Annotated in this window: 19 protein-coding genes and 2 pseudogenes; 10 read left to right on the top strand and 11 right to left on the bottom strand. The window is 63.3% G+C overall.

What is annotated here, in order from left to right:
- Positions 1–77 precede the first annotated feature (77 nt).
- From AC244_RS32695 to AC244_RS32680, 4 genes are all read right to left on the bottom strand, one after another.
- Positions 78–1,001 carry a pirin family protein gene (locus AC244_RS32695; RefSeq protein ID WP_053252985.1) on the bottom strand — a complete coding sequence of 308 codons (924 nt, stop codon included), beginning with the start codon at positions 999–1,001 and terminating at the stop codon, positions 78–80.
- Positions 1,002–1,116: 115 nt separating this feature from the next.
- Positions 1,117–1,368, bottom strand: a complete 252-nt coding sequence (locus tag AC244_RS32690) for an exodeoxyribonuclease VII small subunit (protein ID WP_025426149.1) — start codon at positions 1,366–1,368, stop codon at positions 1,117–1,119.
- Between the two features lie 2 nt (positions 1,369–1,370).
- Positions 1,371–2,300, bottom strand: coding sequence for a histone deacetylase family protein (locus tag AC244_RS32685; RefSeq protein WP_053252984.1), 930 nt, complete (start codon positions 2,298–2,300; stop codon positions 1,371–1,373).
- 63 nt (positions 2,301–2,363) lie between these two features.
- Positions 2,364–3,338 (bottom strand): zinc-dependent alcohol dehydrogenase family protein, encoded by a 975-nt coding sequence (locus tag AC244_RS32680; RefSeq protein ID WP_053252983.1) that lies wholly within the window; start codon positions 3,336–3,338, stop codon positions 2,364–2,366.
- A 16-nt stretch (positions 3,339–3,354) separates the two neighbouring features.
- Here AC244_RS32680 and AC244_RS32675 point away from each other — a divergent pair, with 16 nt between their 5' ends.
- Positions 3,355–3,756: an acyl-CoA thioesterase gene (locus tag AC244_RS32675; protein WP_053252982.1), complete on the top strand. Its 402-nt coding sequence runs from the start codon at positions 3,355–3,357 to the stop codon at positions 3,754–3,756.
- Between the two features lie 5 nt (positions 3,757–3,761).
- Here AC244_RS32675 and AC244_RS32670 read toward each other — a convergent pair whose 3' ends face one another.
- From AC244_RS32670 to AC244_RS32650, 5 genes are read right to left on the bottom strand one after another with little or no spacing between them, the layout of a single operon-like run.
- Entirely contained in the window at positions 3,762–4,949 is a 1,188-nt protein-coding gene (locus AC244_RS32670) for a thiolase family protein (protein ID WP_053253001.1), read from the bottom strand.
- Positions 4,933–6,435: a class I adenylate-forming enzyme family protein gene (locus AC244_RS32665; protein ID WP_053252981.1), complete on the bottom strand. Its 1,503-nt coding sequence runs from the start codon at positions 6,433–6,435 to the stop codon at positions 4,933–4,935. The genes AC244_RS32670 and AC244_RS32665 overlap by 17 nt, the downstream gene beginning before the upstream one ends.
- Positions 6,436–6,439: 4 nt before the next feature.
- Positions 6,440–7,003 carry a biotin transporter BioY gene (locus AC244_RS32660; protein WP_053252980.1) on the bottom strand — a complete coding sequence of 188 codons (564 nt, stop codon included), beginning with the start codon at positions 7,001–7,003 and terminating at the stop codon, positions 6,440–6,442.
- A gap of 36 nt (positions 7,004–7,039) precedes the next feature.
- Positions 7,040–7,645 (bottom strand): energy-coupling factor transporter transmembrane component T family protein, encoded by a 606-nt coding sequence (locus tag AC244_RS32655; RefSeq protein WP_082367313.1) that lies wholly within the window; start codon positions 7,643–7,645, stop codon positions 7,040–7,042.
- Complete coding sequence (locus AC244_RS32650) at positions 7,639–8,319, bottom strand: energy-coupling factor ABC transporter ATP-binding protein (protein WP_053252979.1); 681 nt, start codon at positions 8,317–8,319, stop codon at positions 7,639–7,641. Before AC244_RS32650 ends, AC244_RS32655 begins: the two co-directional genes overlap by 7 nt.
- A gap of 115 nt (positions 8,320–8,434) precedes the next feature.
- Here AC244_RS32650 and AC244_RS32645 point away from each other — a divergent pair, with 115 nt between their 5' ends.
- The 3 genes from AC244_RS32645 to AC244_RS32635 all read left to right on the top strand — a co-directional run bounded on the left by AC244_RS32645 (position 8,435) and on the right by AC244_RS32635 (position 11,787).
- Positions 8,435–9,634: a winged helix-turn-helix domain-containing protein gene (locus AC244_RS32645; protein WP_053252978.1), complete on the top strand. Its 1,200-nt coding sequence runs from the start codon at positions 8,435–8,437 to the stop codon at positions 9,632–9,634.
- 78 nt (positions 9,635–9,712) lie between these two features.
- Positions 9,713–11,128 (top strand): metalloprotease TldD, encoded by a 1,416-nt coding sequence (gene tldD, locus AC244_RS32640; RefSeq protein ID WP_053252999.1) that lies wholly within the window; start codon positions 9,713–9,715, stop codon positions 11,126–11,128.
- A 5-nt stretch (positions 11,129–11,133) separates the two neighbouring features.
- Positions 11,134–11,787 (top strand): hypothetical protein, encoded by a 654-nt coding sequence (locus AC244_RS32635; RefSeq protein WP_053252977.1) that lies wholly within the window; start codon positions 11,134–11,136, stop codon positions 11,785–11,787.
- Positions 11,788–11,961: 174 nt separating this feature from the next.
- On the opposite strand, the gene AC244_RS32630 is transcribed toward AC244_RS32635, so the two are convergent.
- Positions 11,962–13,221 carry a D-alanyl-D-alanine carboxypeptidase family protein gene (locus tag AC244_RS32630; protein ID WP_202596149.1) on the bottom strand — a complete coding sequence of 420 codons (1,260 nt, stop codon included), beginning with the start codon at positions 13,219–13,221 and terminating at the stop codon, positions 11,962–11,964.
- 307 nt (positions 13,222–13,528) lie between these two features.
- On the opposite strand from AC244_RS32630, the pseudogene AC244_RS32625 reads away from it, so the two are divergent.
- Positions 13,529–14,577: pseudogene (locus tag AC244_RS32625) on the top strand (polysaccharide deacetylase family protein).
- Between the two features lie 122 nt (positions 14,578–14,699).
- Here AC244_RS32625 and pdxH read toward each other — a convergent pair.
- The gene (gene pdxH / locus AC244_RS32620) at positions 14,700–15,320 is read right to left on the bottom strand and encodes a pyridoxamine 5'-phosphate oxidase (protein WP_053252976.1); all 621 of its coding nucleotides are present in this window, start codon (positions 15,318–15,320) and stop codon (positions 14,700–14,702) included.
- A gap of 140 nt (positions 15,321–15,460) precedes the next feature.
- Between pdxH and AC244_RS32615 the strand changes: the two genes are divergently transcribed.
- The 5 genes and pseudogenes from AC244_RS32615 to AC244_RS32595 form a co-directional block, all read left to right on the top strand.
- Positions 15,461–15,913: an RT0821/Lpp0805 family surface protein gene (locus AC244_RS32615; RefSeq protein WP_053252975.1), complete on the top strand. Its 453-nt coding sequence runs from the start codon at positions 15,461–15,463 to the stop codon at positions 15,911–15,913.
- 217 nt (positions 15,914–16,130) lie between these two features.
- On the top strand, positions 16,131–17,189 hold the full coding sequence (locus tag AC244_RS32610) for a DnaJ C-terminal domain-containing protein (RefSeq protein ID WP_053252974.1): 1,059 nt from the start codon (positions 16,131–16,133) through the stop codon (positions 17,187–17,189).
- A 205-nt stretch (positions 17,190–17,394) separates the two neighbouring features.
- Positions 17,395–18,213, top strand: a complete 819-nt coding sequence (gene fabI, locus AC244_RS32605) for an enoyl-ACP reductase FabI (RefSeq protein WP_053252973.1) — start codon at positions 17,395–17,397, stop codon at positions 18,211–18,213.
- Between the two features lie 49 nt (positions 18,214–18,262).
- Entirely contained in the window at positions 18,263–18,847 is a 585-nt protein-coding gene (locus tag AC244_RS32600; RefSeq protein ID WP_053252972.1) for a histidine phosphatase family protein, read from the top strand.
- A gap of 297 nt (positions 18,848–19,144) precedes the next feature.
- Positions 19,145–19,384: pseudogene (locus tag AC244_RS32595) on the top strand (IS110 family transposase); the annotation flags it as partial.
- Positions 19,385–19,531 lie beyond the last annotated feature (147 nt).

The following is a 19,531-nucleotide window of genomic DNA, read 5'->3' as shown; positions in this document are numbered from 1 at the left end:
TTTAAGGAAACATGCGGCAACTCGAAGCGGCGATCTGTCGCTTCGAAGCGGCAACCTCTCGCTGTTGTCCCACGCCCTCAACCGGCGGGCAGGGGCACGAATTCCTCCTCGTCGCCGGGCACGATGTCGAAACGGCCCGTACGCCACTCTTCCTTCGCCTTCTCGATGCGATCCTTCGACGACGACACGAAATTCCACCAGATGTGACGGGCCGAGCCGAGTGCCGCGCCGCCGAACAGCATGACATGACAGCCGAGCGGACCGGCGGTGACGGTGATTTCGTCGCCCGGGCGGAAGACCAGCAGCTGATTGTCGGCGAAGTGGTCGCCGGCAACGATCGCTTCGCCGGACAGGATGTAGAGCGCGCGCTCTTCCCAATTGGCGGCGAACGGCGCGCTTTTGCCGGGCGCGATGTTGAGGTCGACATAGATCGTGTCGGTAAAGACGGAGACCGGCGACTTTTGTCCTTCGAAGCTGCCGATCACGACCCGGGCATCGATGCCGCCATCGTTGAGCTGCGGCAGCATGTGCCGTTCCGTGTGGTCGAAGATCGGGTCGATCTCTTCCTTGTGGTCGGGAAGCGCCAGCCAGGTCTGCAGCCCTGAAATCGAGCGTTCATGCCCGCGCTGGTTTTCCGGCGAACGCTCGGAGTGAACGATGCCGCGGCCGGCGGTCATCAGGTTCACGTCGCCGGGGCGGATGACCATTTCGGTACCAAGGCTGTCGCGGTGCTTGATCTCGCCGTCGAACAGATAAGTCACGGTCGAAAGGCCGATATGCGGATGCGGCCGAACGTCGATTGCCTCGCCGGCGCGCAAAAGGGCCGGACCCATGCGGTCGAAGAAGATGAACGGCCCGACGAGCCGCCGCTTGGCGGTCGGCAGCGCCCGGCGAACCTGCAGGCCGCCGATGTCGCTGGTGCGGGGGATGATCAGATGTTCGATGGCATCGCAGGCGGGTTTGTCGCCGGCGAGCGGGTCGGGGCCTGGAAAGAAGGACATGGGGCACGCTCCCGTTGTTCATGTGGTCTTAAACGACCCTAGCGCCTGACGCAGGTTACGGGTAGGCGCGAGGCGAAGACGCAGCGTTTCCGGACGTTGACCAATCCCGGGCCGATTACTCCGCGTCGAGCGGCTCCACGCCCTGCGGCTTGCCGGCGCGGTCGAGCCTGATCTTTTCGATCCGGTCCTCGGCAGCCTTCAAGAGCGCCTCGCAGTGCTTCTTCAGGGCTTCGCCGCGCTCATAGATCTCGATCGACTTGTCGAGCGCGACGTCGCCGCGTTCCAGCGCCGAGACGATACGCTCCAGTTCCTCGACGGCTTGCTCGAAGGAGAGGGCCGAAACGTCCGGTTGCGTGGTGGTGGTCATGGTTACCCTCTCATCAGTCTTAGAATATGCATGCCGGCCGACTCGGCGAGCCCCTGCAGGTCATAGCCGCCCTCGAGCAGGCTGACCATGCGGTTGCCTGCGCTGCGGTCGGCAATCTCGTGCAGGCGGCCGGTCGCCCAGTCGAAATCCTCGGCGACAAGGTTGATCTGCGCCAGCGGATCGCGGTAGTGGGCATCAAAACCGGCCGAGATCAGGATGAAGTCCGGCCGGAAGTTGGTCAGCGCCGACAGGACGCGAGAACGGAATGCCTCGCGGAAATGCTCGCTGCCGGTGTTGGGCGAGAGCGGCGCGTTGACGACGTTGCCCTTCACGCCGGTTTCGTCCTTGGCGCCAGTGCCGGGATAAAGCGGCATCTGGTGGGTCGAGCAGAAAAGCACCGACGGATCGTCCCAGAAAATGTCCTGCGTGCCGTTGCCATGGTGCACGTCCCAATCGACGATCGCGACGCGTTCCGCTCCGTGTGCCACCTGCGCGTGGCGGGCGGCGATCGCAACGGTGTTGAAGAAACAGAAGCCCATCGCCTTGTTCTTCTCGGCGTGGTGGCCGGGCGGACGCGCCGCGACGAAGGCGTTGTCCGCCTTACCCGTGAAGACCGCATCCACTGCCTCGACCGCGCCGCCGATGCCGGTCAGTGCCGCCTCGAGGCTCAAGGGACTGGCGTAGGTGTCGGCTTCGAGATCGTTGATGCCTTCTTCGGGGATGGCGCGCTTGACAGTCCGCAGGTGCTCCTCCGGATGCACCAGCAGCACCAGGTCTTCGCTCGCCTTCGTCGCCTTTACCCGCTTTAGATCGGCGAAATTCGGGTGTTCGAGCGCAAGGTTCAGCGCCTTCAGCCGGTCCGGCCGTTCGGGATGACCTTCCGGAACCTCGTGTTCCAGGAAGACCGGATTTTCATAGAGCAGCGTGGTCATGCCCGGAAACTAGTGCTCCAACCTGCCAAGGTCCATGGCACGCTCAAGGGAAAGTACTGATTTTCAACAGCGCGCATCGATGAGCAGCTTGCCGTCGCGATGCGGGTCCTCCTGATGCGCCAGGGCCTCATCGAGACGGCTGAGCGGGTAGGTTCGCGCAATGCGGCTCGAAAAAATACCGGAGCGAAGACCGGCAAAACTCTGGGCGAAGGCCTCTTCGATGGCCTGCCGTCCGGCGGCGTGCACCCAGGTTCTCAGCCACAGGAAGGAGAAGCGCACATCCGGCCGCGCCTGGATCGCCGGTATCGGCACGGGCACGCCGCTCAGGGCGCCGTACTGGATGAATGCAGCGCCGGGCAGGAGCGTTTGGCCGATGAGGTCGCCGGCAAGCGGGCCGCCGACCGCGTCGAGAATGGCGTCGAAGGTTAGCGCAGAAGGGATATGACCCGCATCGGCGACGACGATTTCGCCCACGGCGTCGGAAGCCAGCCGCTCGGCGCTGCGTTCGCTGCGCACGATCCCGACCGGTTTCGCACCTTCGCCTGCGAGAAGCTTCATCAGCATGCCGCCGATGGCCGAGCCCGCGGCGGTTACGCCGATCCTGCGCCCGGCCATCGATCCGAAATGGGCACGGAGCGTTTCGATAAGCCGAAGTGCTGTCAGCGGATTGACGTAACTGGTTGCCGCCTGGCGGTCGCCGATATCATCAGGGACGGAAAAGCACCATTCGGCCGGTCGCACGAGATATTCCTGCCAAAGGCCGCTCGCGCCGATCGGGATCACCCGATCGCCGGGCTTCAAGGTCTCGACGCCGGTGCCGACGCGGGCAATTGTGCCGACGCCTTCGAAGCCGGGCACGAAGGGTAGCGTCGTCCGGGCACTGTAGGCGCCGGTGACGGGAATGAGGTCGGAGGGATTGATGGCCGACAGGGACAGCGCAATCTCGACCTCGCCGGGACCGGGCGGCACGCGCTCGGCATCGACGAGCGCAATCACTTGTCGCGGATCGCCGAACTGGCTAACGAGGGTGGAGCGCATTCTAAGAGGACCTCGCATGGACGGCAGGGAGCGGGACAACGTCACGGAAATCCGCATTCCGTTTCGCGATATAGACATGCATGGCCACATGCACAATGCCGCCTATTATGCCCATGCCGAAGCGGCACTTACCCAACTCTGGCGGCATCGGCCGTCCGTCGTTCATGAGCCTGCCTATCTCGTTCGCCGCTCGGCCTGCGTCTTCCATCGCGGCCTGCGCTATGACGAGCCGGCACGCTTCATCGTCACCGTCGCCAAGATCGGCGGCAGCTCAGTAAGCTTTGCCGTGCGCGTCGAGGCGGCCGGCCAGCTTGCGGCCGAGCTCGAGATCGTCTGGGTCGCCGTCGATCGCGAGCGGCACACGCCGCTGCCGGTGCCGGCCGCAACGCGCGAATGGCTCGGTAGCTACATTCTCTGAGGAGATTATTCGACCGACCGCAGGCTGCGAAACAGCGCGACGCCGCCCATGCCGCCGCCGATGCCCATCATCGCCAGCGCCTGTGTTTCCTGCGGGACGGCCAGCATCTGCGTGAACAACCGCACCGCGAGGATGGCACCGGACGCGCCGTAGGGGTGGCCGAGCGCGATGGCGCCGCCATCGAGATTGACCCGCTCAGGTGATATCTCGAGCTGATCGAGACTGCCGAGCACCTGCGAGGCAAAGGCCTCGTTGAATTCGATGAAATCGATCGCGTCGACGTCAAGCGCCGGATTGCGTGCTTTCAGCTTGGCCATCGCGGGCACCGGACCGAGCCCGAGAAGATCGGGATGCACGCCGGCGGTTGTCGCATCGATGAATTCGAGCGCAAAGGAAAGCCCGAGGCGCCGCGCTTCGGCAAGGCTGGTCACCAGAACCATCGCCGCGCCGTCGTTGATCGGGCAGGCATTGCCTGCTGTTACCGTTCCGTCCTTGACGAAGACGGGTTTTAGCCGCTGCAAAGTTTCGAGGGAGGCATTCGCGCGCGGGCATTCGTCCGTGTCGACGGTTCCGGCCGTGGTTTCGATCGGTACGATTTCGCGCGAAAACCGGCCTGCGCCCTGGGCGGCGACGGCGCGTTGCTGGCTTTCGAGCGCAAACGCATCCTGTCTCTCGCGCGAAATGCCGCAGGCGGTGGCGACGTTTTCGGCGGCAACGCCCATGTCAGGATCGCCGATCTCGTCCGGTGCCATGCGCGAGCGCTTGATCGGCTGCGGTTCTTCGCCAGGGATCGTCGGCGGCCTCAGGCGGATATGAGCACGACTGGCGCTTTCGGTGCCGCCGGCGAGGTAGAAGCGTCCCGCACCCGCCTGAATGAGCCTGGCGGCAAGTGTGATGGCTTCGAGCCCGGCACCGCATTGCCTGTCGATGGTAAGGCCTGGCGTCGATACCGGAAGCCCGGCTTCGAGTGCCGCGAGCCGCCCGAGATTGCCGGCGCAATTGGCGGCATTGCCGAGGATGACGTCATCGATCGCATCCGCCGAGAGCCCGACATCGGCGAGTATGCGGGTAATCAGGGGTGCGGCGAGCCGTGCCGGCTCAACCTCCGCGAGCGCGCCGCGCACGCGGCCGATCGGCGTGCGCAGGGCCGCGACGATCACCGGTATCCGCGATGGGTCAGACGAAGGGCTCAAGGGCGTCATGTCCGTCCACGATCCATTGCTTGAGAGTGCCTGCCGCCACCTTACCAGATTGTGTCATCGGCAAGGCACGGCAAAGCCAGATTCGACGTGGATGTTTATAGCGCGGCAGATGGCTGTCGAGATGACAGTCGAGGGCTGCGCGGTCGATTGTAGCTGCATTCGGCTCGATAACGGCGGCGAGTTCGCTGCCAAGATCGGGATGATCAAGGCCGAGCACGAAGGCCGCATGCACATCCGCATACCCGGCGAGCGTCGCTTCGACCTCCTGCGGGTAGATGTTATTGCCGCCGGAAAGCACCATGCCGCCGGAGCGCCCGACCAGATGCAGGGTGCCGTCGGCATCGAGGAACCCGAGGTCACCGACGGTTGCGAGCCGGCCGACGCGCCGGAGCCCCGCACCGTCCCCGGCACCGATATAGCCGCTCGAAATCAGGTCGCTGTCGACGAAGATCGTGCCGGTTTCGCCTAATGGCAGCGTCGTTCCGCTCTCGTCGAGCACGGTGAGGCCAACGCCGGGAAAGGCGCGTCCGACGGCGGTCGCCGATGGGGTGTCGCCAGGGCCGGCAACGCTGATGAAGCCGAGTTCAGAGGCACCGTAATATTCGATGATGTTTGCCTGGGGGAAGGTCTGTGCTGCGGCTGCACGATCGACCGGTGTCAGCTTGGCGCCGGCAACGGTGATCTTCTGCACCGACGTCGGTGCGCTATGCGAAGGTAATGCACAGAGCCGTCTCAGCATCGTCGGTACGAGCACGAGTCGTCTGACGTCCTGTAACGTGATGGTCTCGGACGCGCACGCTGCATCGAAATGCGCCATGCCGACGAACTCGGCGCCCGCAACCAGCGTTTCGGCAAGCGCATAGAGCGTCAGCCCATGGGCCAGCGGGCCGGGGGCAAAGGTGCACGTGTCACTGTCGATGCCAAAAAAATCCTGCCCGGTCTTCAGGCTGCGCCGCCAGGAACCGCGATCGCGCACGATCGCTTTCGGCAGGCCCGTGGTGCCGGAGGTGAAGACGACGAGAAACGGCTCGTCATCGGCGCCGATGGCGATCGGCGAAATGTCTTCGTCCGAACCAGCGGTGAAAAGCATGCTTTGGCCGGCAGCGGTGGCGTCGAGCCGCAGCCCGTCGCCGTTGGCGCGAACGACAATGTCGGGCCGCAGCAACTCACGCATCGCGGCGCGCGTCGCGGCCGGCAGGTGCGGATCGATCAATGCCACGCAATGACCGCCTGATGTCGCAGCGACGAATGCTGCGGCGAAAAGGGGATGGTTGCCGATCTCCAGAGCGACCAGCGTCGTGGTGTCGGGTAGCACACTTTTATTCCGGGTATTTGCCGTCAATCTCCCGAAAGCGGAAACGAGCTGGCCCGCGCAAGACATAAGCTCCCCGAATGTGAAAACCCGGCCTTCCATGCGGAAGGCCGGGGCATGCGGATGATCGTCCGCGTGACGCGCAAGGGCGGCGGCAAACGGCATCGGTTCAGGCGCGAACCGGCAGCAGCGGATAGCCGGCAAAGACGGCCCGTGCGGCAAGCGTCGCGATCGCCGCCTTCAGCAGGTCGCCCGGAAGGAAGGCGAGCGAACCGGTCGCAACGGTCAGGAGCGGCGTGCCGGTGACGGCCGATATCCAGGGCATGCCGATCGCATAGAGCACGACAATGCCGCCGACGATCGAGGCAAGGAAGAAGCCGACGAACTGGCGGACTTCCGGCTGGCCCTCACGGACGAAGCGCTGCGCGATCAGACCGGTGACGAAAGTGGCAACGACCCAGCCGAGGATGAAGCCACCCGACGGGCCGGCAAACACGGCGAGACCGCCGCGACCGCCTGATAGCACCGGCAGGCCGATGGCGACGAGCAGAAGGAACAGGAGGAAGGCGAAAGCGCCGCGCTTGGCGCCGAGAATGCAGCCGGCGAGCATCACGCCCATGGACTGCGCGGTGATCGGCACGGGAATGAAGCCGAGCGTGATCGGCGGAATGAGGCCGAGCACGACGACGATCGCGGCAAAGAGAGCGATAAGGACGAGGTCTCTGGTGTTCATGCTGTTCCTGTTCCTTGTTTATTAGGGTGTGCGAATTTATTGACGGCGAAAACCACGGGCGTCAATCGCTGCAGCGATCGTATCCGCATCTTTGAGCGTCAGGATGATCAGCGGCCCGATGATCGTCAACGGCCGCACCGGCAGCCCGCGCGCCCGGTGCGCTTCGCGAATGGCCTGATAGCGCGCCAAAATGTCGGGCACGAAACGCAAGACGAGCCCGAGCGCCAGGCTGACATCGGCGGCACGCACCCATCCCAGGCGTTCGAAAGGCGTCAGCAGCACCGTGATCTCGTCCATGAAGGCGCCGATCGTCGTCGTCGCCGTTACCGCGGCTGCAAAAAGCACCAGTGCCATCAGCCGCAGGGTCAGCACGGCCACTTCGCTCAAGGGGAGGAGGAAGAGGTTCACGGCCGCGAGAAAGAAGATCGTGAAGAAGACGAAGCCGACGCGTTTCAGCGCCTCGCGCCAGGAAAGGCCGACGGAAATATAGAGCCCGCCCGAAATCACAAACGCGGTCAGTTGCACAAGGACCGAGCCGCTGAGGAAAAGCAGAATGCTGAGCGCCACCAGTGCCAAAAGCTTTGCGCGCACCGGCAGGCGGTGCAGCCAGCTGTTGCCCTCGATGTGCAGGCTCGTCAGCATCCGGCGATCTCGTGGTAGCGGCGGATCGTTTCTCGCGGCGCGCCATCCGCGGCAAGCCGCCCCTCGTGGAAGAGCAGCAGGCGTTCGACATTTTCGACCAGCGGCAGGTCGTGGGTGATGACCAGCGTATCTTCGTCCAGCGTCGCGATCGTGTCGGCGACGCGCCGCCGGTTGCGCAGGTCGAGCTGGTTGGTCGGCTCGTCGAGGATCAGGATTTTGGGATCTGTGACAACGACGCTGGCCATGGCGACAAGCTGGGTCTCGCCGCCGGAGAGTTCATGCACCCGCCGTCGCGCCAGGTGCTCGACGCCGAAGCGCGACAGCACGGCTTGCGTCCGCTTCTCGATTTCCTCGCCTTTGAGGCCGCGGTTCTTCAGGCCGAAGCCGATGTCGTCGGCAACGACGGGCATGATCAGCTGGTGCTGCGGATTCTGGAAGATGAAGCCGGCCTCGGAGAGCACGGCGCGGTCGTCCTTGACCGTATCGAGGCCATTGACGGTGACGCTGCCGGCCGAAGGTTTGACGAGGCCGTTGATCAGCCGCGCGAAGGTCGTCTTGCCGGAGCCGTTGAGGCCGATAATGCCGACACGCCTTTCGGTGATCGTCAGCGACAGCGGCTGCAGAGCCACCCGTTCGCCGAAGCGGACCGAGCAGTCGGTAAAGCGGATGTCCATCCCGTCCCTCGCGGTTTGCGGTTTGCTCTATAGGCCAAGTCGGCGGACAAGGGCAATGCGCCTTGGATCAAGCTCCCCGTTTGAATTATGGGAATAAAAGCCTATTCTTTCTATCATGACGATTCGGCTCTCCAATAGCGATGCCCGGCGCATCTTCCTCGCAAAGCAGGGGCTTTCCGGCGCACCGCACCGCGCGCTTGGCAAGGATGGCCTGCTCAAGCTGATCCACGACATCGGCTTCGTCCAGGTCGACAGCATCGCCACGGTGGAACGCGCCCATCACCAGATCCTGTTCTCGCGCAACCAGACCTATCGCCGCGAACACCTGACCGCGCTTCTCGAAGACGACAGGGAACTGTTCGAGCATTGGACCCACGACGCCTCCATCATCCCCAGCAGCTTCTTTCGCTACTGGAAGCACCGCTTCAAATGGGAAGGCGAGACCATCGTCGACCGCTGGAGCAAATGGCGTGGCGAAGGCTTCGAGAAAGGCTGCGACGAAACCTATGAGCGCATCGCCAAGGGCGGCCCGGTGCTGGCCCGCGACCTCAAGGAAGCCGAGCACGAGTCGGGCGGTTGGTGGAACTGGCATCCGTCGAAGACCGCGCTCGAAGTGCTGTGGCGCACCGGCAAGCTGGCCATCACCCGGCGCGAGAATTTCCAGAAGGTCTACGACCTGACAGAACGCGTGATCCCGCCGCATCATCAGGATGGAGAGGTGGAGCATCACGAGTTTATCGACTGGGCCTGCCGCAGCGCGCTGGAACGTCTGGGTTTTGCCACCCACGGCGAAATCGCCGCCTTCTGGGATCTGGTCTCGCCCGACGAGGCGAAGACCTGGGTGGCCGAGCATCGCGACGAGCTGGTCGAGGTGTTGATCGAGCCGATCGACGGCGGCAAACCGCGGTCGTCCTACGCGCTTGCCGGCTTTCCCGACGAGCTTGGCGATATTCCCGATCCGCCGGGCCGCGTGCGTGTCCTGAGCCCGTTCGATCCTTTGCTGCGCGACCGCAATCGCACCGAACGGCTGTTCGGCTTCTTTTATCGCATCGAGATCTTCGTGCCCGAGCCAAAGCGGGAATATGGCTATTATGTCTTCCCGCTGATCGAAGGCGATCGCCTGATCGGCCGCATCGACATGAAGGCCGACCGCAAGCGCGGCAGCCTCGACGTGCGCCGGCTCTGGCTGGAGCGTGGCGTCAAGGCGTCTTCCGGCCGCATGGAACGCATCGACGCGGAACTCGAACGCGTCGCCCGCTTTACCGGCGTCGAGCGCATCGAACGCCTCGATGGCTGGAACGCTTCGCTCTCCTGATCGATATTTTCCTTGGCTTGAACCCTTGGCCTTCCTAAATGGAGGCCATCGAACTTTATGACGCGGGAGCGCACGACCATGAACACCGATCTGATGAGCCTCTTCGATGCCGACGAGGCGGCGATCCGCAAGGTTCTGTCGGAGACGCTTGCCGGCGCCGACGATGGCGAACTGTTTCTCGAACATGCCCAGGCCGAAGTGCTCTCCTTCGACAACGGCCGGCTGAAGGGCGGCAGCTTCAACACCGATCAGGGTTTTGGCCTGCGCGCGGTTGCCGGTGAATCTGTCGGCTATGCGCACGCCGGCGAATTGTCGTTGGCCGCGCTTCGCCGCGCGGCGGACGCCGTCGGCCAGGTGACGCGCGGTTATGCCGGCTCCTATGCGGCGGCTCCGCAGCGCACCAACAAGAAACTCTATGGCGACGAGAACCCGATCGGTGAGCCAAGCTTCGAGGCGAAGGTCGCGCTCTTGCAGGAAATCGACGCCTATCTGCGCGCCAAGGATCCCAAGGTCCGGCAGGTGACGGCCTCGATCGCTGCGAGCTGGCAGCTCGTCGACATCCTGCGCGCCGATGGCCACCGGGTTCAGGACATCAGGCCGATGACGCGCATCAACATCTCGGTGGTTGCCGGCGATGGCGACCGCCAGGAAAGCGGCTCCTACGGCATCGGCGGGCGTCGTGGCTTCGGCGACTTCATCATTGAGGAAAACTGGAAGAAGGGCGCCGACGAGGCGCTGCGCCAGGCGCTCGTCAATCTGGATGCGATCGACGCGCCGGCCGGCACCATGGACGTGGTGCTGGCATCGGGCTGGCCGGGCGTGATGCTGCACGAAGCCGTCGGCCACGGCCTTGAAGGTGACTTCAACCGCAAGAAGACCTCGGCCTTTGCCGGCCTGCTCGGCGAGCAGGTGGCCGCCAAGGGCGTGACCGTCGTCGACGACGGCACGATCGAGGCGCGTCGCGGCTCGATCTCGATCGACGACGAGGGCACTCCATCGGGCTACAACGTGCTGATCGAGGACGGTAAGCTCGTCGGCTACATGCAGGATCGCCAGAACGCCCGGCTGATGGGCATGCAGCCGACCGGCAACGGCCGGCGCCAGGGTTATGCCCATGTGCCGATGCCACGCATGACCAACACCTACATGCTCTCTGGCGACAGGACGCCCGAGGAGATCATCGCCTCAGTGAACAAGGGCATCTACGCCGTTTCCTTCGGCGGCGGCCAGGTGGACATCACCTCCGGCAAGTTCGTCTTCGGCTGCACCGAGGCCTACATGATAGAAGACGGCAAGATCGGCGCGCCGGTCAAGGGCGCGATGCTGATCGGCAATGGCCCCGACGCGATGAAGCGGGTGACGATGGTCGGCAACGACACCAAGCTCGACACCGGCATCGGCAACTGCGGCAAGGCCGGGCAATGGGTGCCGGTCGGCGTCGGTCAGCCGCATCTGCGCATGGACCAGATCACCGTCGGCGGCACGCAGGCCTAGAACCGATGGCGGTCTTCGTGCTGTCGTTCCTGTCGCCGGAGACCGACTGCCCCTATCACGAGATGCGCTTCGAGGCGGAAGCCGAGAAGGTCGCGCTTCTGATGGGGATGGAACGTGGCTTCGATCTCGATCACGTGTATTTCCGTCTCGACCGAAGCGACCTGCTGCAGCTCGCTTCGGCCTGCGCTATCGCCCTTCCCGATACCGTCGATGAAGCGGAGCTGCGCCGGCCGCACAGCATCGAAAGCGTGCCCTATCTTGTGCACACCGGCTACGAATTGCCGCTGATGCTCGAAGGCCGAAAACCCTTCGCCTTTTTCTGTGGAGACGGCGAGAACGCTTGGTTCGATGACCTGCAAAGGACGTTCGCTCCGCACGTCGCCTCCGGCCGAATTCAGCGGGACGTCCTGGAATTGACGCAAATGTGCCCGACGACCAGCGGCGGGCAAAGGGAGTTGCGAACCATCTATGTCGCCTACGCCTTGAATGGCGAGGAGTGGCGGTTCGACCGGTTCAGGCAGGCGCGCCTTGAGCTATTTCATGAATGGCGTCCGTGGACGGAGGCCGATGAGCGGGAAGAAGGTCTGCTGCTCGGCTACAGCGAGGAGCAGTGCGATTGGTGGATCGTCAATCGCTTTCGCAAGAGACATGCGCGGTAGATCGGACGAAGCAGGCGGACATCGATGAGCCAGGTCGGTATCCGCCGCTTTGCTACCACTTCGCGCCGAGGGGCGCTTCTGGGAAAAGAACGGGTTGGCCAGGACCGTCAGGGCGGTTTGCCCGCAGCCCTTGCTTGACGACAGTCGACGTGACTTTCTCTGCGCGGGGCTCCATTAACCGCGCGACGGCAGCAGCATGCAGTCATAGGAGCGCTTCTTCAGCGTGTCGCAGGCGGAGGCAGCTGCGTCGCGGCTGCTGAAGCCGACGAAGCGGGCGCGATAGATGGTACCGGCGCCCTTGCCGACCGCTTCCGTATAGGGAGACGCCTCCGCCAGCATGTCGCCGCCGACCATTTGCGCCTGCGCGAGCAGCGCACGGGCGGCCTCGGCCGAAGGTGCGGCCGAGATCTGGATTTGCCAGCGGCCGGCGGCTGGAACGGCAGCGGTGGTTTCGACTTCGACCATGGCTGTCGGCCGTTCGGCCGGGACGATCGCTGCGGATGACGCTGTAATCAATGCCGCAACGTTGTCGCCTTTGGCGCGATGCGGAGCCGTATAGGGCAGCGGCACGTCCGACATCGTAGCGGTGGACGCGAGCTCGACTGCAGTCGTGCTGCGGGTCTTGGCAGCGGCCACGAGCTGGCGGCCATTGGACGCCTTGCCGACGTGGCGGTTGAGCAATGCCGCCATCTTGTCGTCGCGGCTGCGCGCCGTGCGTCCGCCCATGACGACGCCGATGACGCGGCGGTTGCCGTCTCTGACGGCACTGACGAGATTGAACCCGGAGGCATTGGTGTAGCCGGTCTTGATGCCGTCCATGCCGTCATAGCGGTACATCAGGTTGTTGTGGCCGCGGATCTTGCGGCCGCGAAACGTGAAGCTCGGGGTGGAAAACAGCCGATACTCCCTGGGGTAGTCGCGCATCAGCGCAACGGCCAGCGTCGACATATCGCGTGCGGTCGTCACCTGCTTGCTTGCGGGCAGACCGGATGCGTTGATGAACACCGTGCGGCGCATGCCCAGCTGGCGCGCCTTGGCGGTCATCTTCCTGGCGAAATTTGATTCCGAACCGCCGAGCTTTTCACTCATCGCCGCGGCTGCGTCGTTGGCCGAACGAACGATCATGGCATAGACCGCCTCGCGCACGGTGATCGTGCTGCCCGGTTTCAGCCCCAGCTTCATCGGCGGCTTGGCGGCCGCTGCCTTCGACACCTTGATCTTGCTGTCCCAGCTGATGTCGCCGCGCCGAAGCGCTTCGAAGGTGAGATAAAGCGTCATCATCTTGGTAAGCGATGCCGGATGGTTCAGCGTATCCGCATTCTCCGACGACAGGACCTTGCCCGTGCGTGCATCGAGCACCAACGAAGCGCTGCCGGCAAACGCCGTCGCAGACCCCAAGGCGAGAGCGCACATCGCCAGCAGGAGGCGGCGGATAGTTTTCATGTCGGTCCCCATCGAAATGCGCCGTCGGGCAGGCGCGCAGCTGTTTCGTTTTGTGACAAGGCCGTGTCTTTGCTGCAACTTTGAGGCAGAATGCGATTTTTCCCTGCGACTTTCGTCGGGGTGGTAAACCAAAAATTAACGCCACCGTCCTTCAGCAAGGTTTAACGCTCGCGCCGTTAACCTCCATGGTGGTGCGCCAGATCTGACGCGCAAAGGACGCTGCAACACCTTTCCCTTGAAGCAATGTTGATCAAGAGACTTGTGCAGCAGCCGATAGGCCTGGATTGAATGGACTGATATGGCGGGCGGGATCACCGCCGGCACCAACACGAGGGCGCGACGCGCGGCGGTCGCCGGCGGGCGCGGGTGGGCAAGGGGCCTAACCGCGCCCGCCCGATGGGGGGGGGGGGCGGGCGCGGCGCCCTCTTCACCCTGCATCACGTCCGGCCGCGGGTTGCCCGGGCTTTCGAGCCGAACGCCCATCTCGAAATCACCCCGGAGTTTCTCGATGCGGCCATCGCCCGATTGAAGCGGGACGGTTATCGCTTCATCGCGCTCGACGAACTGCCGGCAGCACTTGCCGGCAAGGACGGTGCGCCCTTCGCCTGCTTCACCCTCGACGACGGTTACCGCAACAATCTCGACCACGCCTTGCCAGTTTTCGAGCGGCACGGCGTCCCGTTCACCGTTTTCGTGACCGGCGGGTTCGTCGACCGTACACATACGCTCTGGTGGGAAACGCTGGCCGATCTGCTGTCAGCAACAAGCCGGTTCCAGTTCAATTTCGGTAGCGGCGTAGAGGTACTGGAGGCTAAAAGCGCCGCGGACAAGCAGGCGGTATTTGGCCGTATGGCCGGCTACATCCACAGCCGCGATGAAAGCTCTGCCGTCGCCGCGCTCGACGCGACGGCGCTGGAGCACGGGATCGATGCTGCGGCGATAGCCAAAGCGCTGACGCTTGATGGAGCTGGGCTCCGTCGCCTTATTGAAAGCCCGTTTGCCAGCCTCGGGGCGCACACGATCAGTCATCGCGCGATCGCGCGGCTCAGCGAAGATCATGCAGCCCAAGAGATCGAGGCATCCGCCGCCCGCATCGAAGCGATTGCGGGCAAGAGACCGCGCAGCTTTGCCTATCCCTATGGGGATCGCCCGGCGGTCTCGCCGCGCGATCACAGGCTTGTCGCCGATCTGGGTTTTACGGTCGCCGTCACCACCATGCCGGGCACGGTAGCGGCGGCCACGCCGTTGCACGCCTTGCCGCGCATTTCGCTCAACGGCCACTTCCAGCGCCCCCGTTATGTCTCGGCGCTCGCCTCGGGCATTCCGTTTCGGCTCGCCCGCAGTTAAAGCATGTCGCGCAAAAGTGTGCTGTGGTTTTGCGATAACGACATGCGCAAGAACAAGAGCTTAAAGCGCAACAAGCGAATCCTGGAGATCGCGACGCGCTTTAGCCAGCGGGGTATCGCCCGTCAGGGGTACATCCGCACCTTTTCCCAGCCGCCTTCGGGTACATCGCGGCGAAACTCCAGGCGGTCGTGCAGCCGGAACGGCCGGTCGTGCCAGAATTCGATCGAGGTCGGACGGATGCGAAAGCCGGACCAGTATTCCGGGCGGGGGATTTCGCCGAGCGCATGGCGGGCGGTATATTCGGCAACCGCCTTTTCCAGGGCGAAGCGGCTTTCGAGCGGGCGGGACTGTTTCGACGCCCAGGCGCCGATGCGGCTGCCGCGTGGGCGCGACTTGAAATACTCGTCCGCCTCCGCCTCCGAGACGATTTCGACGGGGCCGCGCACCCGCACCTGGCGCCGGAGCGATTTCCAGTGGAAGCACATGGCCGCCTTGCGGGCACTGAGAATTTCGCGGCCCTTCTGGCTCTCGAAATTGGTGTAGAAGACGAATCCACGTTCGTCGAAATCCTTGAGCAGAACCATGCGCACATTCGGCAGTCCATCGGGGTCGACGGTCGCCAGAGCCACGGCGTTCGGGTCGTTGATCTCGCTGCCTTCCGCGTCTTTCAGCCATGTGCCGAAAAGGGAAAAGGGCTCACTTGCTTCCGTGAAGTCACCGCTTGTTAACTCATTCACCGCCATATTGCCTTCTAACGCCGTGATGTCTGGCGCGGAAACGCTTCGGGATGAGCCCGATCGGTGTTTCCGCATCGAAAATGTCAGAGCCTGCTTGTTGACTTCCTCGGGAAACGTGCGGCTCTTGCGAGTCTGACAGGATTGCCGTGCAAGACATAGCAAAGTGGATCGATGGCAAGAAGGGGTATTCCTTCTCAGTGATGCGTGGCGCGGCAATTTGCCTGCCAGTGCTCATCCTGTCTGGTTGCATGGGGGCCGGCCTCGACATGTTCGGCGGCGGCGTCGATCGCACGGTTTCGACGGGTACCGTTCCCGTCGCCAAAACCTCCGATGGTCTTTCCGATGCGGTCCTGGTTCGCAACGCCGTCACCTCAGCCGAACTCGGGCAGGGGTCGCTCAACCCCATTCCCTGGGCGAACTCGACTTCCGGCAGCGCCGGTGTGATCAGCAGCATTCAGGAAGACAACGCCAGCGGCATGCTTTGCCGCCGTTTCACCACGACTCGCCATTCCTATGAGGGCATCGCCAAGTTCGACGGCAGCACCTGCAAGCTCGGCGATGGAGCGTGGTATCTCACCAGCTTCGGCCCGCGTGCCTGAAATCCTGTGTTAACCACATTTCGGCAAACCACAGCAGGAACGGTTCGATCTGCGTTTTGAACAGGTCCGCCGTTCCTCCCGGCTAACCGATATTTAGCAAGTTCTGCCCATCCTCACCCGTGAACGGGACATGCCATCGTTGCGATTGGTCCCCGGTTTTGAGGCATAAGGCGGGCATCCGGGAGAGGCCGCCGATCAGAGAAAATGGTAGCAAACCATGCGTGATCCCTATGCAATCCTCGGCGTCCGGCGCACGGCCGGTCAGGACGAAATCAAGGCGGCCTGGCGCTCGGTCGCCAAGGCGATCCATCCCGACCACAATCAGGACGACCCGACGGCCGCCGAGCGCTTCGCCGAGGCCGGCAAGGCCTATGAACTGCTGCGCGACCCGAAGCTGAGAAGCCGCTACGACTATGCCCGGCGCGAAGCCGAGCTGCGCCGCATGGAGGCTATGAAGGCGAAGATGCGCGGCCCCGAGCCGGAGGAGCAGCCGGTCGACGCGGAAACCGCCGAGGAGGCGGTCTCGCGGATCTTCGGCACGGAGACCCGTGCCAGCGCCGCCAGGCCCGCGCCGAAGCCGGCTGCTGCCAAGGCGCCGGAAAAACCCGGTGCGACCCCCGAGCCGAAGCCCGAACCCGCCAGCGAGCCGAAGCAGGAGGCCGTCGCCAAGACGGAGCCGCCGCTGATGCAGCGCGCCGCAGCACCGGCCGCGGAACTTGTCGCCGCCATCGTCAGGCGTATTCGTGGCCGGGCGGCCAAGACCACCGACAAGGTTCCAGATCTTGCGATCGATCTGACTGTTACCATCCAGGATCTGATCGATCGCCAGCGCCTGTCGCTGGAGCTGCCCGACGGTGAAACCGTCAAGGTCCAGATACCGCCGGGTGCCGTCGACGGACAGACCGTCCGCCTGGCAGAGCAGGGGTATCGCGTCACCGGCATGACGCGCGGCGATGTCGTCGTCACCCTGCGGGTCGACCAGAGTGGTGCTTTCCGCACCGACGGACTGGACCTGTTGACGACATTGTCCGTTGACCTGCAGAGCGCGGTCCTCGGCTGCGAGCATGTCATCGCCACGCTGATCGGCGAGGTGACGGTCGTGGTCCCGGCCTGGTCCGGCTCCGACAAGGTCATCCGCATCGAAGGCTTCGGGCTGCCGGGTGCCTATGGCGCGCGCGGCGATCTGCTGGTCGAATTGCGGCTCGTCTTGCAGGACACGCCGGACGACAAGGTCACCGACCTGATGAAATCGCTGCGCGACGGCCTTTATTTGTGACGGATTGCTGACACGCTGAACCAATATTACGGGGACTAACAGTTCCTGATCTCGGCCGCGCTTGAACCACCGGAGCGGCTATGCCATAGGCAATTCTCGACAATTTGCCGCACGTGCGCCGACAGCGCTGGTCTGGCGTTTTTGAATTTTGTGAAGTCTGGCGTCGGCCGTCGTCGATGCCGGCAGACAGTATTGGGGACAATGCATGGCTCAGGCATCGGGTTTGATGAAGGGCAAGCGTGGCGTCATCATGGGCGTCGCGAATAACCGTTCGATCGCATGGGGGATAGCAAAGGCCATCCATGCCCAAGGCGGCGAAGTTGCGCTTACCTATCAGGGCGATGCACTGAAGAAGCGCGTCGAGCCCCTGTTGGCGGAAATCGACGGCTTCATGGCGGGCCACTGCGACGTCAGCGACGAAGCCACCATCGATGAGGTTTTCTCAACGCTTGAAAAGCACTGGGGCAAGATCGACTTCGTCGTTCACGCGATCGGCTTCTCCGACAAGGACGAATTGACCGGACGCTACGTCGACACGTCGCCGGAAAACTTCGCCAAGACGATGCAGATCTCGGTCTATTCCTTCACTTCGGTTGCCCGTCGCGCTGAAAAGCTGATGACGGACGGTGGCTCGATGCTGACGCTGACTTATTACGGCGCCGAGAAGGTTATGCCGAACTACAACGTCATGGGTGTCGCCAAGGCTGCGCTCGAAGCGAGCGTCAAGTATCTGGCGGTCGATCTCGGTCCGAAGAACATTCGCGTCAACGCGATCTCTGCCGGTCCGATCAAGACGCTGGCTGCCTCCGGTATCGGCGATTTCCGCTACATCCTGAAGTGGAACGAGTACAACGCACCGCTGCGTCGCACCGTCACCATCGAGGAAGTGGGCGATGTCGGCCTCTACATGCTGTCCGACCTGTCGCGCTCGGTCACGGGTGAAGTCCACCACGCCGACAGCGGCTACCATGTCGTCGGTATGAAGGCTGTCGACGCTCCGGATATCTCCGTCATCAAGGATTGATCGGCGGCGCCGACCGGCCCGAACGGCTTCCTGCCCGGAGCGAAATGTTGTGCTGATCTATTTGATCCGTCACGGACAAACGGACTGGAATGCGGAAAGCCGCCTCCAGGGGCAGAAGGACATCCCCCTCAACGACACCGGTCGCCAGCAGGCGACCGGAAACGGGATTGCGCTTGGCGCCATCCTCGGTGCCGACGCCACGCAGTTCGACTTTGTCGCCAGCCCGCTCGGTCGCACCCGTGAAACCATGGAACGCCTTCGCCGGGCCATGGATCTTGATCCCACCGCCTACCGCACCGATGACCGGCTGAAGGAAGTCTCCTTCGGCGATTGGGAAGGCTTCACGCTGCCGGAGCTGAAGCGATCCGTACCGGAGCGCATCGCCGAGCGACGCAAGGTGAAATGGGATTTCATCCCGCCCGGCGATGATGCCGAAAGCTACGAGATCCTGTCCTGGCGGGTTGCCGCATGGCTCAAGGACGTGAACAAGCCGACGGTCTGCGTCAGCCACGGCGGCGTCATCCGTGCGCTGTTCAAGCTTTTTGGCGAGATGGACGAAGATGAGGCGGCTTCCGCTGCCATCCCGCAGGATCGTCTGTTGAGGATTGCCGGTAATTCCATCGGCTGGATCTGAGGCTTCGGCGGAGCCGCATCAGCAAACATGGGGTAATCGCGGGCGCGATCGTCCCAGGCCATTTCACAAGCTGATTGCTGGTGAGGTTGGTTGCCCCGATAAGATGGAGATACGGGCTCACGATTGGCACCGGGCCCAAACATCAAATGGAGGCAACCATGGACCAATATATAGGGCTCGACGTTTCTTTGAAAGATGGAGTGGTTGCCGCCCTCCCCAGACGGCATCGCAATGTGCCAGGATAGTGGTGTTTACAGCCACTGAGCGGAAAGGACGGCAACCGTGACGAAAGATACAATGATTGGAGTGGATTTGGCAAAGACGGTTTTTCAGCTCCATGGGGCGTCGATGACGGGGGAGCTGAAGTTCCGGAAGAAACTATCACGGGGGAGTTTTGCCAAATTCATGGCCGAGCAGCCTCCAGCGGTGATCGTGATGGAAGCCTGTGGCAGCGCGCATTACTGGGCCCGCGAGATGAGCAGGTATGGCCATGAGGTGAAGTTGATCGCCCCGCATTACGTGAAGCCTTTTTTGAAGTAATGGAGAGGTGGCCATTACTTCAATAATCGTCAGGTGCTCAAAATGCGAAGGAACGCGGTGTGGAGACAGAAAATCCGCGTGTTTTTGGTGCCGACTGACGGCTTTGCTCCGCATTATTTTTTTCCGACGAACCTCTGTGGTCGT

This window comes from Ensifer adhaerens, assembly GCF_001270265.1.
Taxonomy (GTDB): Bacteria; Pseudomonadota; Alphaproteobacteria; order Rhizobiales; family Rhizobiaceae; genus Ensifer; species Ensifer adhaerens_B.
The sequence above is the reverse complement of the archived record's forward strand: the minus strand, read 5'-3'. Positions and strand labels throughout refer to the sequence as shown.

What these genes read in the sequence shown, in the direction of transcription:
- AC244_RS32685 (WP_053252984.1), bottom strand. Translation starts at nt 2,300, where the DNA reads ATGACCACGCTGCTCTATGAAAATCCGGTCTTCCTGGAACACGAGGTT.
- AC244_RS32660 (WP_053252980.1), bottom strand. Translation starts at nt 7,003, where the DNA reads ATGAACACCAGAGACCTCGTCCTTATCGCTCTCTTTGCCGCGATCGTC.
- AC244_RS32610 (WP_053252974.1), top strand. Translation starts at nt 16,131, where the DNA reads ATGCGTGATCCCTATGCAATCCTCGGCGTCCGGCGCACGGCCGGTCAG.
- AC244_RS32690 (WP_025426149.1), bottom strand. Translation starts at nt 1,368, where the DNA reads ATGACCACCACCACGCAACCGGACGTTTCGGCCCTCTCCTTCGAGCAA.
- AC244_RS32675 (WP_053252982.1), top strand. Translation starts at nt 3,355, where the DNA reads ATGGACGGCAGGGAGCGGGACAACGTCACGGAAATCCGCATTCCGTTT.
- tldD (WP_053252999.1), top strand. Translation starts at nt 9,713, where the DNA reads ATGAACACCGATCTGATGAGCCTCTTCGATGCCGACGAGGCGGCGATC.
- AC244_RS32645 (WP_053252978.1), top strand. Translation starts at nt 8,435, where the DNA reads ATGACGATTCGGCTCTCCAATAGCGATGCCCGGCGCATCTTCCTCGCA.
- AC244_RS32655 (WP_082367313.1), bottom strand. Translation starts at nt 7,645, where the DNA reads ATGCTGACGAGCCTGCACATCGAGGGCAACAGCTGGCTGCACCGCCTG.
- AC244_RS32665 (WP_053252981.1), bottom strand. Translation starts at nt 6,435, where the DNA reads ATGCCGTTTGCCGCCGCCCTTGCGCGTCACGCGGACGATCATCCGCAT.
- fabI (WP_053252973.1), top strand. Translation starts at nt 17,395, where the DNA reads ATGGCTCAGGCATCGGGTTTGATGAAGGGCAAGCGTGGCGTCATCATG.
- pdxH (WP_053252976.1), bottom strand. Translation starts at nt 15,320, where the DNA reads ATGGCGGTGAATGAGTTAACAAGCGGTGACTTCACGGAAGCAAGTGAG.
- AC244_RS32635 (WP_053252977.1), top strand. Translation starts at nt 11,134, where the DNA reads ATGGCGGTCTTCGTGCTGTCGTTCCTGTCGCCGGAGACCGACTGCCCC.
- AC244_RS32680 (WP_053252983.1), bottom strand. Translation starts at nt 3,338, where the DNA reads ATGCGCTCCACCCTCGTTAGCCAGTTCGGCGATCCGCGACAAGTGATT.
- AC244_RS32695 (WP_053252985.1), bottom strand. Translation starts at nt 1,001, where the DNA reads ATGTCCTTCTTTCCAGGCCCCGACCCGCTCGCCGGCGACAAACCCGCC.
- AC244_RS32650 (WP_053252979.1), bottom strand. Translation starts at nt 8,319, where the DNA reads ATGGACATCCGCTTTACCGACTGCTCGGTCCGCTTCGGCGAACGGGTG.